Origin of the sequence: Bacillus sp. IBL03825 (genome assembly GCF_024712505.1) — a bacterium.
Lineage (GTDB): Bacteria > Bacillota > Bacilli > Bacillales > Bacillaceae_G > Bacillus_A > Bacillus_A wiedmannii.
On the sequence record NZ_JAMXKE010000001.1, the window covers coordinates 4,498,275 to 4,513,253 of the forward strand.

Consider the following 14,979-nt stretch of genomic DNA (forward strand, 5'->3'; position numbering starts at 1 on the left):
TTTTTTGTTTCACTATACTATTGTCCGTTTATTTTTGTTACAATTAAAATATACAGATTATTCTAACACATGAGGAGATTCCCATTGCTACTTCTACAAATGATTCTAAATATTTTACTAGGCGATCCACACGAAAGACAGTTTGAAATTAGAGAAAACATTCAGCTACTAAGTGAACAACGAGAATTCAACGATTTAATAGAGCGCTATGGCCGATCTTTCTTATTAAACTTTCGGATTCGAAGATTTATCGGGAAACACGATGCCCGCTTGTTAATACATAATCCAGCAAAACTACAACACTTCTGTGAGGAACTTGAATGTATGATTAGAAGAAAAAGATTGTTTACATAAGGAGGGAATTCATATGAACGCTTTAAAAGTTAAAAAGTTATTATATGTTTTCGTACACCTCGTAGGCCCACTTTCTTACCTCACTATTTCTACCATTTGGGGAGCTTTTTTCACTTCTAAATCCACATTCGAAAATATATCTGATAATCTTGGTGTGATGGCCATCTATTACGTGCTCATGAGCTTACTGTGGTTTTTCTATTTAGATCAATTAGACAAAGATGTAGATAAAATTACAAAAGAGATTAATGATAATAAGGTGTAATACATATAAAAAAAGGAGAGCCGCCAAGACTCTCCTTTTTTATGTTAGCTTCTTTTCTGCTTCTTATTTGATGAAGATACTTTATGAGAACCTGTTTCATGTGTCGTCGTTCCTTGTCCTTCTACTTCTGGAGAACCTAGGCTTGATCTTGAATGATCTTTTTTTACTTTTTTACTCATTTATATTCACCCCTTCGCGTTACTTTTTGCTACGAGGTAATAAACTATGCAAACAAAAAAGCGAGAGGAAATCCTCTCGCTTTTTTATATTTTAGAATTCAGAAGAGCCTGGAGTTCTTGGGAATGGAATTACGTCACGGATGTTAGCCATGCCAGTGATGTACATTAGGAAGCGCTCGAAACCTAGACCGAATCCAGCGTGTTTTGTACCGCCGTATTTTCTAAGCTCTAAGTACCACCAGTAATCCTCTTCGTTCATACCTAGTTCTTTAATTCTGTCTACTAAAACGTCTATTCTTTCTTCACGTTGGCTTCCGCCGATTAATTCGCCGATGCCAGGAACTAGAAGGTCAGTAGCAGCTACTGTTTTTCCATCTTCATTCATACGCATGTAGAACGCTTTAATGTCTTTCGGATAGTCAGTTACGAATACAGGGCGTTTGAAAATTTCTTCTGATAAGTATCTTTCGTGCTCTGTTTGTAAGTCAATACCCCATTCTACTGGATATTTGAAGTCAGCACCTGACTCTTGAAGCACTTTAATTGCTTCTGTATATGTGATACGACCGAAGTCAGAGTTGATTACGTTGTTCATGCGCTCAAGAACTGTTTTATCAACGAAGCTGTTGAAGAATTCCATTTCTTCTGGTGCATGCTCTAGTACGTATTTCATTGCATATTTTAGCATATCTTCTGTAAGATCCATTACGTCGCCTAATTCAGCGAATGCAATCTCCGGCTCAACCATCCAGAACTCAGCTGCGTGGCGAGTTGTGTTTGAGTTTTCTGCACGGAATGTAGGGCCGAATGTGTATACGTCACGGAATGCTAATGCATAAGCTTCAGCGTTCAGCTGTCCACTTACTGTTAAGTTTGTTTCTTTGCCGAAGAAGTCTTTTGATTCATCAACTTGTCCGTCTTCACCTTTTGGTACGTTGTTTAAATCTTGCGTTGTTACGCGGAACATTTCGCCTGCACCTTCTGTATCACTACCAGTGATGATTGGTGTGTGAACATGTACGAATCCACGCTCTTGGAAGAACTGGTGAATCGCAAATGCTGCGACAGAACGTACACGGAACGTTGCAGAGAATGCATTTGTTCTTGGACGTAAGTGAGCGATTGTACGTAAGTATTCAAACGTGTGACGTTTCTTTTGAAGTGGGTAATCAGAATCTGATAAGCCCTCGATATCAATTTTTTCTGCTTTAATTTCAAATGGTTGCTTCGCTCCAGGCGTTGCAATTACTGTACCTTCTACTTTAACTGAAGAGCTAAGTGGAAGTTTTGCAATTTCTTTGAAGTTTTCTAACTCTGTATCGAAAACGATTTGAACGCTTTTGAAAAAGCTACCGTCGTTTAATTCGATGAAACCAAATGCTTTTGAATCACGTAAGTTACGAATCCACCCTGATACTTGTACTGTTTGACCTGCGTATTTATCTGTATCTCTATACAGACTTTTTACTAATGTGTTTTCCATAGTGAAATTCTCCTTTGCACATATATTTAAATACAAAAAAACCTTTCATCCATAAAGGGACGAAAGGTTAAACTTCGCGGTACCACCCAATTTGTCATAAAGACCAACTTTAACTCGTATGTAATACATACTTCCCGGTTTGTAACAGGCCGGATTCCCGTCTAAGCCTACTCTTAAATACAAGTTTCAATTTCGGTTAGCAACTCCAAGGTGTTCTTCACATATACCGCCTCATCAGGCTCTCACCGTCCCTGACTCGCTTTGGATTATAGTATATACTACTTTTCCTTATCATCGTCTTTCATTTTGTTAAACTAAAATTAATGTACTACATTCGAGAGAAAGATGCAAGATACCAAAAAATATATCAGCGATTTTTGTAATATATCGACTTACCGACAATCGTGCCATAAAAAAATTGCCGGACTGAATCCGGCAATCTTTTATTACTTACGTAACTCCGCACCAAATTTCTCTTCTACCGTCGTTAATACACGGTTATGTGCTTCTGTTACTTCTTCGTCTGTTAACGTACGTTCTGCATCGAAGTAGGTCATAGAGAATGCAAGTGATTTCTTGCCTTCTTCCATTTTTTCACCTTCGTATAAGTCGAATAGCGCTACGTCTTTCAGAAGTTCTCCGCCAGCTTCAGCAATGACTTGCTTCATTTCGCCAGCTTTTGTTTCTTTTGTTACGACAACAGCCATATCACGTGTCATAGATGGGAAACGTGGAATTGCTGCGTAGTAAGTTTCTTCTGCGTCTGCACCGAACACTTTTACAAGAGATAGTTCGAATACGAATGTATTTTTCACATCTAATTGTTTTTCTGCTTCTGGGTGCAATTGACCGATGAAACCAATTACTTCGCCATCTAATACGATGTCAGCTGTACGACCTGGGTGCATACCTTCACGTTTTGCTGGTGCATATGTGATTTGGTTTGCAACGCCAAGTACGTCGAATAATCCTTCTAGTACACCCTTCACAACGAAGAAGTCTACTACTTTCTTCTCACCTTGCCATGCATGGTGAAGTGCAAGACCTATCATAACACCTGCAAGATGTTGTTCTTCTTTCGGAAGTTCTCCTGCTTCTGTCGGTAAGAAGACAGAACCTACTTCGTATAAAGCAACACTATCGTTTTTACGTGCCACATTGTATGAAACTGCTTCTAACAATTGTGGCACTAGGCTTAAACGAAGTTGGCTACGCTCTTCACTCATTGGAAGTGCAAGGTTTACAGGCGCCTTTTCGTTTGGCTCAACCATATATTGCTTCGCTTTATCAGCGCTCGTTAATGAATACGTGATTGCTTCATATAAACCAGCACCTTCTAAGAAGCGACGTACTTTACGACGTTTCGTTTGTGCTGATGTTAATTTACCACGAGTCATTGTTCCAGAAGGTAATGTAACTGGAATGTGGTCATAACCGTATAGACGACCCACTTCTTCTACTAAGTCTTCTGAAATTGTAATATCAGGACGACGTGCTGGTACATTCACATGGAATGTTCCTTCTACTTCTGTGAATGGGAATTTTAAGTTTGTGAACATTGTACCCATTTCACTTGCAGAAATATTTGTACCTAATACACGGTTTACTTTTTCAGCAGTAACAGATACTGTACGTTCTTGTACTTGTAAGTTGTCAGCTTCTACTACACCTTCAAGTGCTTCTCCACCAGCGTATTTCGCCATTAAAGCAGCTGCGTGTTGAATTGCTTCAAATGTACGTGTTGGGTCAATTCCTTTTTCAAAACGTGCACTTGATTCACTGCGAAGACCTAAGTCTTTTGATGTACGGCGTACTGTTTGACCTGCAAAGTATGCAGATTCAATTAAAACGTTTACTGTCTCATTTGTAACTTCAGAATCCGCTCCGCCCATTACACCAGCAACAGCTAAAGCTTTTGTTCCGTTTGTAATTACAAGGTGGTGGCTTTGTAACGTACGCTCTTGATCATCTAACGTTTCAATTTTTTCACCTTCTTTTGCAAGACGAACAACGATTTCTTTTGAACCTAATTTATCGTAATCGAATGCATGTAACGGTTGACCGTATTCCATTAAAATGTAGTTTGTAATATCAACTACATTGCTAATTGGACGAATGCCAGCTGCCATAAGGCGCGTTTGCATCCACATTGGTGATGGACCAATCTTTACGTTCTTTACCATTTTTGCAATATATAATGGGTTTTCTTCTTTCGCTTCTACACTTACAGAAATGTAATCAGAAGTTTTTTCTGCTGTTTCTTGTAAGCTGATAGCTGGAAGTTTTACTTCACGGCCGTAAATAGCAGCGACTTCATATGCAACACCTAGCATGTTTAGGCAATCTGCACGGTTTGGTGTTAAACCAAGCTCAAGTACTTCATCATGTAAGTTTAAAATTTCAAGTGCGTCTGCACCAACTTCAGCGTCACTTGGGAAGATGAAGATACCGTCTGCATATTCTTTTGAAACTAACTTTCCATCAATGCCAAGCTCTTGAAGCGCACAAACCATACCATGAGAAGCTTCACCACGTAGTTTTGCCTTTTTAATTTTGAAGTTGCCAGGAAGTACAGCACCAACTTTTGCAACTGGTACTTTTAAACCTTTTGCAATGTTAGCAGCTCCACAAATAATTTGAACTGGCTCTTCTTCACCGATATCGATTAAACATTTGCTTAATTTATCAGCTTCTGGGTGTTTTTCACATTCTAATACGTGACCAACTACAACACCTTTTACACCTTTATTTAATACTTCAACACCTTCTACTTCAATACCACTTTTCGTGATTTTGTCTGCTAGTTCTTGTGCTGTTACATCTTTAATATCTACATACTCTTGTAACCAACGATATGATACGAACATACTTATCCTCTCCTTCCCTTACGCTCGTTTGAATTGTTGTAAGAAACGTACATCATTTGTATAGAAATGACGAATGTCATCTACGCCGTATTTCAACATTGCGATACGCTCTGCGCCCATACCGAATGCGAAACCTTGATATTCTTTTGAATCATAACCAGCCATTTCAAGTACGTTCGGATGAACCATACCTGCGCCTAAAATTTCGATCCAGCCAGTTCCTTTACAAGTGCCGCAACCTTTGCCGTGACACATCATACAAGAAATATCCATCTCTACAGATGGCTCTGTGAATGGGAAGAAACTTGGACGAAGACGGATTTCACGATCTTCACCGAACATCTTTTTCACGAATACTTGCAGTGTACCTTTTAAGTCACTCATGCGAATGTTTTTATCAATTACAAGACCTTCAATTTGCATGAACTGGTGTGAATGCGTCGCATCATCGTCATCGCGGCGATACACTTTACCAGGACAAATAATTTTAATTGGGCCTTTTTCTTTATTATTTTCCATCGTACGTGCTTGCACAGAAGATGTATGTGTACGTAGTAACGTTTCTTCTGTAATGTAGAATGTATCTTGCATATCACGCGCTGGGTGATCTTTCGGTAAGTTTAATGCTTCGAAGTTGTAGTAGTCTTTTTCTACTTCTGTTCCTTCAGCTACTTCATAACCCATACCGATGAATACATCTTCAATTTGTTCAACAACAGCTGTTAACGGATGGTGACAACCTGTTTCAACAGGACGACCTGGTAGTGTAACATCAATTGTTTCCGTAGCTAATTTCGCTTCAATTACTGCTTTTTCTAAGTTACCAATTTTGTCTTCTAAACGCGTTTGGATCGCTTCACGTACTTCATTTACTAATGCTCCCATACGTGGACGCTCTTCTGCTGATAATTTTCCCATGCCGCGTAATACTTCTGTAATTGGACCTTTTTTACCTAAATACGCTACGCGTACGTCGTTTAAGCCCTTTAGCTCTTTCGCTTCTTCAATAAGCTCTAACGCTTTTTGCTTTAGCTCTTTTAAACGTGCTTCCATTTGGAACCCTCCTAATTTTAAAAATAAAAAAACCTCGCTCCCAAAAAGGGACGAGGTAAATTCGCGGTACCACCCTAAATTGACAGACCAGGTCTGCCCACTCATTAGTTATAACGATCAATTCTGACCGGAACGCCTTTACATATATATGGTCCTGGCGTCAACTCCAGAGGTGAATTCACTTCCGTCTACCATAAGAATACTTTCAGTCTAAGGCATTCTCTCCCTTTATGGCGATTTTGTAAGTTACTCTTCTCTATCAACGTTTTTCGTTATTTAACTTTTAATATAATATACTTCAACTTATTATAAGAAGTTTTTTATTTGTTCGCAACTGGGCTTTGCAAATAATACGTTAAAATCCCTGCTGCAACCGCAACATTTAATGATTCTGCCCCGCCGTAAATCGGAATATACAAGTTTTGATCACTTTTTGCAAGAATTTCTTCGCTTACGCCACTTCCTTCATTTCCTACAATTAATGCAAAACTACCAGCTGGTGTTACTTCACCATATGGAACTCCATTTTCAAGAGCGGTTCCATATACAGGAACGTTATTTTCTTTTAACTTGTCTACCCACTCTTCTAAGTTCCCTTTTACAACTGGTAAATGGAAAATAGAACCTTGTGTAGAACGAAGCACTTTACTATTATATGCATCAACGCATCCTTCTCCAAGCACAACAGCATGAATACCAGCTGCATCAGCTGTACGAATAATTGTCCCTAAGTTGCCCGGGTCTTGAAGACCATCTAATAAAAGAAACTTTCCATCTGCAAGAGCTACTTCACTCTCGTGTTTCTCACAAACAGCAAATACCCCTTGCGTCGTTTCTGTTTCACGGAGTACTTTTACGATTGCTTCAGGTACGATATACATTTCCACATCATTAACTGTCCAATCTTTCGGAAGATCTGTCTGATCAGAAACGATAAGTTCTGTTACAACTCCTGCTTTTAAAGCTTCTTCCACTAAGTGGAATCCTTCTACAAAAAATAAACCCTTTTTATCGCGCTCTTTTTTCGTCTGCAGCTTTTTCCACTGCTTCACACGCGGATTTTGCACTGAATCAATGTTTTTCATAATATGTATTTCCCTCTCTTCTTGTCTTATCATTATAGCCTATTTTTCATACATATTTACATAAAAAAGAACAAAAACTAACGTCAGTTTCAATTCTGAAGAAGAGGTGAAGATAATGAGTTTTAATTTACGCGGCGCTGTATTAGCGAATGTATCTGGAAATTCACAAGATCAATTACAAGAAACGATTGTCGATGCAATTCAAAGCGGTGAAGAAAAAATGCTTCCAGGTCTTGGCGTTTTATTCGAAGTCATTTGGAAAAATGCTGATGAAAATGAAAAACACGAAATGTTAGGAACACTGGAGCAAGGATTAAAAAAATAAACAATAAAAGGTCACCTTAGAAAAAAAACTAAGGTGACCTTTTATGTCTATAAAATTTTTCTTCTCCTAAACATTTCTACTTTACTAACGCTACCCAGATGGAGTACAATGTTCAAAATACATTTAAACCGATCGATTTTTCTTCATATACATCATTAGATAAAAGGAGTGAATGTTTTATGCAACGTATTACGCTTGAACAAGTTTTTAAACATCACATTACACAAAAATATGTAAACCGTTCTGGAATGGTCCACGCGATCGCTGTCGCTTACCATGCGTTTCACTTAGCGAAAAAGCATCATGCCTCAGTCGATGCTGCAACAAAAGCTGGTTTCCTTCATGATATCGGACATCACACATGGTACAGTGAGGGAGCATGGGATTATGACTTGTATAAAAAGAATGATATACATGCGATTAAAGGTGCAGAAAGAGCTCATAAATTGCTTATTAGATTAGGAGAACATCCGAAACTAGCAAAAGAAATTTCTATCGCGATTCTTCTTCATACAGATTCTTTCTTAGTACAGCAAGAAATTGAAAGAACATCTCTTCAAAACATTATTAAATGGGCAGACGAAGCAGATGAAGAACCGGGCGGAGCGCACCATTATAGAACAATTTCTTATGAAAAAGCACTTAAAGCAATTCAGCAGTTAGATCGATTGGTAGAGCGTGAATTACAAATAGAGCAATCGAAATCGAACAATAAAGCAGAACATAGTTATCAATGAGAAAGAGGAATCACTATAGGGTGATACCTCTTTTATTATTTTACGAAAAATACACCTTTATATGTAATATTTGGATATTACACTCAAAAACAAAATACTTTATAATTAAATATACAAATATAAAGAGGTGATTTTATAAATGCAACCCGCTACACAACTTTCTAATGAACAGAAATATTCTATGTCATGGGGACAATTTATTAGCTCCGTTTTATTCGCTTTTTTCGGAACCGGACTTATTACTGTGTTCCTAGCAATGCCCTTAACAATTTATACAGCAGGTCTTACAGATAAAAAACAAATTGCCCTGTATGAATCTATCGTAAACACTGCAAGTATCGTATTACAACTAGCCGTGTTGTTATTCTTCATTTTCAAATTCGAACCCGCAAAAAAATTACTACTACAATCTTTTAACTTTAAAGTACTTAAAGAATGGCGTACATACGTATACTTACTTCTTTTCTTCGCTATAAACATTTTAATCAATTACATCTTGTTAAATTATATGTTCCAAGACGCAACAAAGCAGCAATCTTCCGCACTTAACTTAGACGTTTTTAAGCAGTATCAAATATTATTACTTCTCGGCTTCGCAATACTCACACCAATTTTTGAAGAACTTATTTTCCGTGGCTTTATGCTTCGCTTCTTCTCTGAGCGATTTCCATTTTGGATTGCAGCCATCATAACAAGTTTCTTCTTCGGTATCGCTCATACATACTCACTTGGAGTCATGGTAATTACTTTCTTCATGGGATTATTAATGGCTATTTTATGTAAAAAAACAAAATCCATTATTCCAGCTATGTTATTTCATATTATGAATAATATGTTGGCATTTTTGAGCTAAAAAGAGGTATCATCACGATACCTCTTTTTACTCTTTTATCACAACTTCAAACTCTTCCGTGTGCACAGAACATCAATGTAAAATCATTACTGTCTGTAAATATTAGCTTCAAAATATCATTTTTACTACACTGATGACTTTTTTGTATAAATATTCTATAATCTTTATATATAACTATAAAATAAGCAAGGATAGGTGATTCACTATTATACAAGCCACGCAACTAACTTACCCACAAAAACACCCTATGTCACTCTCACAATTTCTATTTTCACTCGTTTTTGCGATTTGGGGAACAGGATTTCTAGCCGATCTCTTTATAGGCCTTCCTACCGTTATTTATACAGAAGGTTTAACCGATCCAAAACAAATTGCTTTAACAAAATCACTTACTACTTTTGGGAGGCATTTATTTGTATTGTGCATTTTATTAATTTTAATTTATGCATATAAGCCATTAAGAAATTTAATTGTCCCGACACTAAACTTTACAGCATTAAAAAAAGTAAGCACATACATCTATATCATTCTTTTTTATGGACTACATATCGTTAATGATATATTTATAATTAATAATATTTTTCCTAATGCGGTAAAAGAGCAGTCATCCGCTTTAGACCTAGAAATGTTAAAACAATACAAACTATTATTGCTAATAGGTGGCGCTATACTTGTACCTATTTTTGAAGAACTTATAGTCCGCGGTATTATTCTTCACTTCCTACAACAGCGCTTCCCATTTTGGATTGCAGCGTTTGGGTCTAGCTTCCTCTTCGCAATAGGTCATATATACTCAGCTGGTGTGATGTTTAGTATGTTCATCATGGGTCTATTTATGGCCATTTTATGTAAAAAAACAAAATCCATTATTCCAGCTATATTACTTCATATTATGAATAATATGTTAGCCTTTTTAGGATAAAAAGAGGTATCATCGCGATACCTCTTTTCACTCTTTTATCACAACTTCAAACTCTTCTTCCGTTAACACTTTTCGATAATTCGTTTTCTTTTCTCCCTCTTCACCAGAAGTTAGGACAGGCGTCAGAACAATTTTCTTTACACTATCTTCTTCCACGTAATGCTTCATAAAGATTTCTTTATCATTCTTCTTTAAATGATCTAATATATGTTGCATATCATTACTAATTTCATTTTTAGTCGTATCGGTATGCATCGCTATTTCAACTATTTTGATCTAACCCTTTTTCATTTACTGTTTTCGCATATTTCCTCGCATAATCGATAGATTTATATTTTGTAATAGCTGCAATCCAGTTTTTTAAAGTATTTTTCTCCTCATCATACTTTTCAATATGATTCCAAATTGCCAATAACACATCATCCATACATTCCTCTTGTACATCTTGAAACGAAGCTAAATGCTTCTGAATAATACTTTTTATAAGTCCACCGTACTGGTCGATAATAAAGTATAATGCTTTTTCATTCCTTTTCCTTAGCTGCATTGCAACGTTCTCTATATCTATTAATTCGTATCATCACTTCTCATTTCTATCAATTTATACATATTCATTAATAATATCCAAAATAAACCTCATGTAGTAAAATATAACTGATTACATAGAAGGAGACTATATATGTTGAGCTTACTTTGGGTTGTTTATATGCCACTTCTTGTTTTATGCGGATTTTTTGGTGGTATTTTTTTAATTGTTACTAGCATGAAACATCGTAAATTATTTGTTGGTTTAATGGGGCTACTTAGCTTCTCCTTTGTCACACTACCTTTTGTTTTTTTTGGCATGGGAGTGGATAGCAATGCAATCCTCCCTATTTCAACTACTTTATATTGGATACTATTTTCTTTAACTGGATTATTAGCAGGGGGAAGTGGAGTCCAAGCCAAAATTAAAAGTATACGTAATATGGGATTCATTATTTTTACCGCTGGAATATTAGGGGTTATTTTCTGGGTACTCGTGTCTGTAGGTGATTCATTCTATATATAATATTTTTTAGAAACCCATAAATCGGAGGTAATACAGGAGTGTTCGGAATATTAACTTGGATGATTTTAGCTCTTACTTTGATGTTATGCGAGCTCATCGTCGGCATTTTTTTAATTATTGCTGGCATGAAACACCGTAAATTACTTACTCTTATCGCAGGTTTAATTAGCATATTACTTATCGTTGTTCCTATCATTTGTATAGGTTCTGGAATAGATTTAGAGGGGATGGTTCCAATTTCGGGAACTTTATATTGGTGTTTCTTCTCTTTAGCTGGACTATTAGCTATTATAAGTGGAAGACAAATATCAAGTATTCGTGCTATGGGGACAATTTTGTTTATAACAGGGCTGTGCTCCGTAACTGGTTATCATTTTTTATATCTCACTCTTTAACAAGACAAAAAGCAGGGAAATTAATTCCCTGCTTTTCTATTTGGTTTATTGCCTGACGGTAAGAAGAACGATAACACCCAAGCAATACCAGCTAATATTGTCGCAATTAAGAAGGCATCGTTAATACCGTTAATTGCAGATAGCTTTGAAATTTGTCCAAATAATAGTTGCGTGCTCATCGCATCTCCTGCTTGCGCTGATCCGGCAATCGCTGCTAAACTTTGGCCCATACCGTGTACTTTATCAACTAAAATTGGGTTTGACGTTGTTAACATGTTGCCGTAATCTGCTACGTGAGCAGTCGTTTGCTGCGTCATAAGTGTAATTAATATCGCTGTTCCAATTGAACCAGCTACTTGTCTTGACGTATTTTGCGTTGCTGTACCGTGAGAAATTAATTTCATCGGCAGTGCGTTCATACCTGCTGTCATAATTGGCATCATAATGAATGACATACCAATTGAACGTATAATATAATCCGTCATAATAACGCTATACGGTGTATCCATCGATAACGTTGTGAATTCATATGTCGCAAACGTTGTAATGGCTAAACCGACAATTGCTAACGGACGAATACCATACTTATCAAATAGTTTACCTGCAATAGGTCCCATGATCCCCATAATTAATGATCCTGGAAGTAGTAATAAACCTGATTCTATCGGTGTGAAACCGCGAATGTTTTGCAGATATACTGGAAGCAATAACATACCTCCGAATAATGCCATCGTAACAATTGCATTAATTACTAAAGTAAAAGTAAATACTGGGTATTTAAACACTTGTAAATCAAGCATTTTATTGTCCGTTGTTAGCTCTCTCCAAATAAATACCGCAATACCTACTACACCAATGATAAGTGAAATAACAACCTCTGCACTAGTCCAGCTATTATTTCCTGCTTCGCTAAATCCATACAATAAGCTACCTAGTCCAATACTTGAACTAACAACACCGAATACATCTAACTTCGTTTTAGATACCGGCTGAGCTAGTGTAAAGAATTTTAAAGATAGGAACGTAATAATTAAACCAATTACAAACATTCCGTAGAACATTAAGTTCCAGCTATAGTTTTCAATCACCCAACCTGTTACAGTTGGTCCAATAGCTGGTGCTAAAATCATCGCTACACCTAGTAATCCCATCGCTGCTCCGCGCTTATGAGGCGGGAATAATGTCATGAAAATATTCATACCAACCGGCATTAAAATACCTGCACCCACCGCCTGAATAACGCGGCCCGTCATCATCATTGTAAAGTTTCCTGAAATAGCACAAATGATAGATCCTACCGTGAAGAATAACATTGCCGCTACGAATAATTTACGATACGTAAATCGTGAAACTAAAAAGGCACTAATCGGTACTAAAATACCATTTACAAGCATGAAACCTGTAATTAACCATTGTGCTGTTGAAGTTGATACGTTAAATTCATTCATTAATGGAGGCAATGCAACATTAATAATTGTTTGGTTTAAAATAGAAACGAACATGCCGAGAATTAATACAGCTACAACTGCTTTTACGTTCACATTTTCTACAGGCGTAGACATTTGTTTTTTTGGCACTTCTTTTTCTTGTTTTACTTCTTCTTGCTTTCCTGTTTCTAACTCAACTACATTAGAAATTTCTGCTTCTTGCTTTCGTTCAATTTCTTTCTCTTCTGTTTCTACCTTACTTACTTCTATTTTATTTACGGCTGGGACTTGTTCTTCTCCCACATTCGTTTTTTTCTTTCGTAAAAGACGATTTACAAGGAAGAAGACGATTATACAAAATAGTGCATATCCTGCAATTGCAATTGAGGACATCTCATCTCCCCCTTACTTATGAATACGAACTGACACATTCATTCCAGGAACAATATTTACTGATTTACTATGATCTAAAGAAATTTTAACTGGTACTACTTGTGTTACTTTCGTATAGTTCGCTGTTGCGTTGCTTGATGGTAACATAGAGAATGTATTCGCTGTTGTTAATCCAACTTGCTCTACTTTTCCTGATAACGTTGTATCTGGGTATGCATCTACATACACATCTACATCTTGACCTTTTTGTACATCGTCAACATCTGTTTCTTCAATGTTTGCTGTTACCCATAAATTGTTCATATCAAATGCGTAAGCAATTGGGCTACCTGCTCCAACGAAAGCATTTGTCGTCGCGTTTGATTGTACAACTGTTGCATTTTGCGGAATTGTTACGTCTACTGTTTGTTCTCCATTTGCTGCCGCTACAGTAACAGCACCTAATTTGTCATTCTCGTTGTAGTTCTTTCCTACTTCAGCTTTCCAGTCAGTTAATTTACCTGCTACTGGTGATGCAATTGGAATTACTTTTCCATCAATTTTTGCATTTTCTGTTTTTAAATAATTTTCCGCTTGATTGTAATAGTAATAACCGCCAATACCGCCGCCAACTAGTACAATTAATGTGATAATGTTAATAATCACCATTCTTCGAAACTGATTCATTGCATTCCTCTCCTTATATCGCATATAATTTTTTTCTAAACTATTTACGTCCTTATTGTTTAGACTGTTTAATTGTTAATTATATTAACTTTTAAACAAAAAAATCACACCATCTGCGGTGTAAATCGAAATTTATCTACCTGCGAGCGGTGCTGATTTCTGAAGGACTATCGTTTATAATTATAAATAATTATTTTGAATCTACAACCGACAATTTACGTATGAAATGTCGCTTAAACAACAATATAATACCTATATGTTGTTTAAGTATAAAAAATTAAACGAGGGGAAGTAAAAATGTCTATTAAAAATACAAATGATCCACGTGTAAAGCGGACGAGACAACTCATACAGGATGCTTTTGTCGCTTTAGTAGGCGAAAAAGGATTTGATGATGTAACTGTTCAACATATTGCAGAACGTGCTCCCGTAAATCGTGCTACGTTTTATAGCCATTACCATGATAAATATGACCTATTAGACAAAAGCATCGAAGAAATGTTAGAGAAATTAACAGAAGTTATTAAGCCGAAAAATAGAAATAAAGAAGAGTTTCAACTTACATTTGATTCACCACATCCGACATTTTTGGCTTTGTTCGAACATATCGCAGAAAATGTGAACTTCTATAACGTTATGCTTGGTGATAAAGCCGCTGGAAACTACTCTTATAAAATGATGAAAACAATACAAACACATTTAACATTAAGCTTGTCTATTTCACAGCCAGATGATAAAGATCTTATGGTTCCTCGTGATATTTTAATTAGTTATGTGACAGGAGCTCATATCGGGATGATTATGTCATGGTTAAAAAGAGGGATGATTTATACCCCGCATTTTATGGCCATGCAATTAACTCGTTTAATTATTTTAGGAGCTCATACTGCTGCAGGATTAGAACGACCTTTTTAAAACATAAAA

Annotated in this window: 16 protein-coding genes, 2 pseudogenes and 2 other annotated features; of the genes and pseudogenes, 9 read left to right on the top strand and 9 right to left on the bottom strand. The window is 36.5% G+C overall.

Annotated elements, in window-relative coordinates; translation table 11 throughout:
* The first annotated feature begins 84 nt into the window (after positions 1 to 84).
* A complete protein-coding gene (locus tag NHG49_RS23055; RefSeq protein WP_000925541.1) occupies positions 85 to 354 on the top strand; it encodes a hypothetical protein in 270 nt (89 codons plus the stop codon).
* Between the two features lie 13 nt (positions 355 to 367).
* On the top strand, positions 368 to 619 hold the full coding sequence (locus NHG49_RS23060; RefSeq protein ID WP_088048034.1) for a hypothetical protein: 252 nt from the start codon (positions 368 to 370) through the stop codon (positions 617 to 619).
* 44 nt (positions 620 to 663) lie between these two features.
* On the opposite strand, the gene NHG49_RS23065 is transcribed toward NHG49_RS23060, so the two are convergent.
* The 5 genes from NHG49_RS23065 to NHG49_RS23085 form a co-directional block, all read right to left on the bottom strand.
* Positions 664 to 798, bottom strand: a complete 135-nt coding sequence (locus NHG49_RS23065) for a YuzL family protein (RefSeq protein ID WP_000039594.1) — start codon at positions 796 to 798, stop codon at positions 664 to 666.
* A 91-nt stretch (positions 799 to 889) separates the two neighbouring features.
* Entirely contained in the window at positions 890 to 2,281 is a 1,392-nt protein-coding gene (asnS, locus tag NHG49_RS23070) for an asparagine--tRNA ligase (protein ID WP_064474627.1), read from the bottom strand.
* Positions 2,282 to 2,333: 52 nt separating this feature from the next.
* Positions 2,334 to 2,585, bottom strand: a binding site (T-box leader).
* A 142-nt stretch (positions 2,586 to 2,727) separates the two neighbouring features.
* Positions 2,728 to 5,148, bottom strand: a complete 2,421-nt coding sequence (gene pheT, locus NHG49_RS23075) for a phenylalanine--tRNA ligase subunit beta (protein WP_098101957.1) — start codon at positions 5,146 to 5,148, stop codon at positions 2,728 to 2,730.
* Between the two features lie 18 nt (positions 5,149 to 5,166).
* Complete coding sequence (gene pheS / locus NHG49_RS23080; protein ID WP_000388220.1) at positions 5,167 to 6,201, bottom strand: phenylalanine--tRNA ligase subunit alpha; 1,035 nt, start codon at positions 6,199 to 6,201, stop codon at positions 5,167 to 5,169.
* 43 nt (positions 6,202 to 6,244) lie between these two features.
* Positions 6,245 to 6,473, bottom strand: a binding site (T-box leader).
* Between the two features lie 48 nt (positions 6,474 to 6,521).
* Positions 6,522 to 7,319, bottom strand: coding sequence for a TrmH family RNA methyltransferase (locus NHG49_RS23085; protein ID WP_002096285.1), 798 nt, complete (start codon positions 7,317 to 7,319; stop codon positions 6,522 to 6,524).
* An 82-nt stretch (positions 7,320 to 7,401) separates the two neighbouring features.
* Here NHG49_RS23085 and sspI point away from each other — a divergent pair, with 82 nt between their 5' ends.
* The 4 genes from sspI (at position 7,402) to NHG49_RS23105 (ending at position 10,123) form a co-directional block, all read left to right on the top strand.
* Positions 7,402 to 7,611: a small acid-soluble spore protein SspI gene (sspI, locus tag NHG49_RS23090; protein ID WP_000009511.1), complete on the top strand. Its 210-nt coding sequence runs from the start codon at positions 7,402 to 7,404 to the stop codon at positions 7,609 to 7,611.
* A gap of 179 nt (positions 7,612 to 7,790) precedes the next feature.
* Positions 7,791 to 8,348: an HD domain-containing protein gene (locus NHG49_RS23095; protein ID WP_064474624.1), complete on the top strand. Its 558-nt coding sequence runs from the start codon at positions 7,791 to 7,793 to the stop codon at positions 8,346 to 8,348.
* A gap of 139 nt (positions 8,349 to 8,487) precedes the next feature.
* Entirely contained in the window at positions 8,488 to 9,201 is a 714-nt protein-coding gene (locus NHG49_RS23100) for a CPBP family intramembrane glutamic endopeptidase (RefSeq protein WP_064474623.1), read from the top strand.
* Between the two features lie 247 nt (positions 9,202 to 9,448).
* Positions 9,449 to 10,123, top strand: coding sequence for a CPBP family intramembrane glutamic endopeptidase (locus NHG49_RS23105; RefSeq protein WP_064474622.1), 675 nt, complete (start codon positions 9,449 to 9,451; stop codon positions 10,121 to 10,123).
* Between the two features lie 27 nt (positions 10,124 to 10,150).
* On the opposite strand, the pseudogene NHG49_RS31495 reads toward NHG49_RS23105, so the two are convergent.
* Together NHG49_RS31495 and NHG49_RS23110 are read right to left on the bottom strand one after the other, a co-directional pair.
* A pseudogene (locus tag NHG49_RS31495) lies at positions 10,151 to 10,273 on the bottom strand (DUF4179 domain-containing protein); the annotation flags it as partial.
* Positions 10,253 to 10,670: pseudogene (locus tag NHG49_RS23110) on the bottom strand (sigma-70 family RNA polymerase sigma factor); the annotation flags it as partial. The pseudogenes NHG49_RS31495 and NHG49_RS23110, both read right to left, overlap by 21 nt.
* 132 nt (positions 10,671 to 10,802) lie before the next feature.
* Between NHG49_RS23110 and NHG49_RS23115 the strand changes: the two are divergent.
* Positions 10,803 to 11,174, top strand: a complete 372-nt coding sequence (locus NHG49_RS23115) for a DNA-binding protein (RefSeq protein ID WP_098111473.1) — start codon at positions 10,803 to 10,805, stop codon at positions 11,172 to 11,174.
* 38 nt (positions 11,175 to 11,212) lie between these two features.
* Positions 11,213 to 11,569, top strand: a complete 357-nt coding sequence (locus NHG49_RS23120; protein WP_064474619.1) for a hypothetical protein — start codon at positions 11,213 to 11,215, stop codon at positions 11,567 to 11,569.
* 20 nt (positions 11,570 to 11,589) lie between these two features.
* Here the strand turns inward: NHG49_RS23120 and NHG49_RS23125 are convergent, their stop codons facing one another.
* A complete protein-coding gene (locus tag NHG49_RS23125) occupies positions 11,590 to 13,389 on the bottom strand; it encodes a DHA2 family efflux MFS transporter permease subunit (protein WP_000094767.1) in 1,800 nt (599 codons plus the stop codon).
* 12 nt (positions 13,390 to 13,401) lie between these two features.
* Positions 13,402 to 14,055, bottom strand: a complete 654-nt coding sequence (locus tag NHG49_RS23130; protein ID WP_001071413.1) for an HlyD family secretion protein — start codon at positions 14,053 to 14,055, stop codon at positions 13,402 to 13,404.
* A gap of 297 nt (positions 14,056 to 14,352) precedes the next feature.
* On the opposite strand from NHG49_RS23130, the gene NHG49_RS23135 reads away from it, so the two are divergent.
* On the top strand, positions 14,353 to 14,970 hold the full coding sequence (locus NHG49_RS23135; protein ID WP_000023655.1) for a TetR/AcrR family transcriptional regulator: 618 nt from the start codon (positions 14,353 to 14,355) through the stop codon (positions 14,968 to 14,970).
* The last annotated feature ends 9 nt before the right edge of the window (positions 14,971 to 14,979 follow it).

What these genes read in the sequence shown, in the direction of transcription:
- NHG49_RS23060 (WP_088048034.1), top strand. Translation starts at nt 368, where the DNA reads ATGAACGCTTTAAAAGTTAAAAAGTTATTATATGTTTTCGTACACCTC.
- NHG49_RS23065 (WP_000039594.1), bottom strand. Translation starts at nt 798, where the DNA reads ATGAGTAAAAAAGTAAAAAAAGATCATTCAAGATCAAGCCTAGGTTCT.
- asnS (WP_064474627.1), bottom strand. Translation starts at nt 2,281, where the DNA reads ATGGAAAACACATTAGTAAAAAGTCTGTATAGAGATACAGATAAATAC.
- pheT (WP_098101957.1), bottom strand. Translation starts at nt 5,148, where the DNA reads ATGTTCGTATCATATCGTTGGTTACAAGAGTATGTAGATATTAAAGAT.
- pheS (WP_000388220.1), bottom strand. Translation starts at nt 6,201, where the DNA reads ATGGAAGCACGTTTAAAAGAGCTAAAGCAAAAAGCGTTAGAGCTTATT.
- NHG49_RS23085 (WP_002096285.1), bottom strand. Translation starts at nt 7,319, where the DNA reads ATGATAAGACAAGAAGAGAGGGAAATACATATTATGAAAAACATTGAT.
- sspI (WP_000009511.1), top strand. Translation starts at nt 7,402, where the DNA reads ATGAGTTTTAATTTACGCGGCGCTGTATTAGCGAATGTATCTGGAAAT.
- NHG49_RS23095 (WP_064474624.1), top strand. Translation starts at nt 7,791, where the DNA reads ATGCAACGTATTACGCTTGAACAAGTTTTTAAACATCACATTACACAA.
- NHG49_RS23100 (WP_064474623.1), top strand. Translation starts at nt 8,488, where the DNA reads ATGCAACCCGCTACACAACTTTCTAATGAACAGAAATATTCTATGTCA.
- NHG49_RS23105 (WP_064474622.1), top strand. Translation starts at nt 9,449, where the DNA reads ATGTCACTCTCACAATTTCTATTTTCACTCGTTTTTGCGATTTGGGGA.
- NHG49_RS23115 (WP_098111473.1), top strand. Translation starts at nt 10,803, where the DNA reads ATGTTGAGCTTACTTTGGGTTGTTTATATGCCACTTCTTGTTTTATGC.
- NHG49_RS23125 (WP_000094767.1), bottom strand. Translation starts at nt 13,389, where the DNA reads ATGTCCTCAATTGCAATTGCAGGATATGCACTATTTTGTATAATCGTC.
- NHG49_RS23130 (WP_001071413.1), bottom strand. Translation starts at nt 14,055, where the DNA reads ATGAATCAGTTTCGAAGAATGGTGATTATTAACATTATCACATTAATT.
- NHG49_RS23135 (WP_000023655.1), top strand. Translation starts at nt 14,353, where the DNA reads ATGTCTATTAAAAATACAAATGATCCACGTGTAAAGCGGACGAGACAA.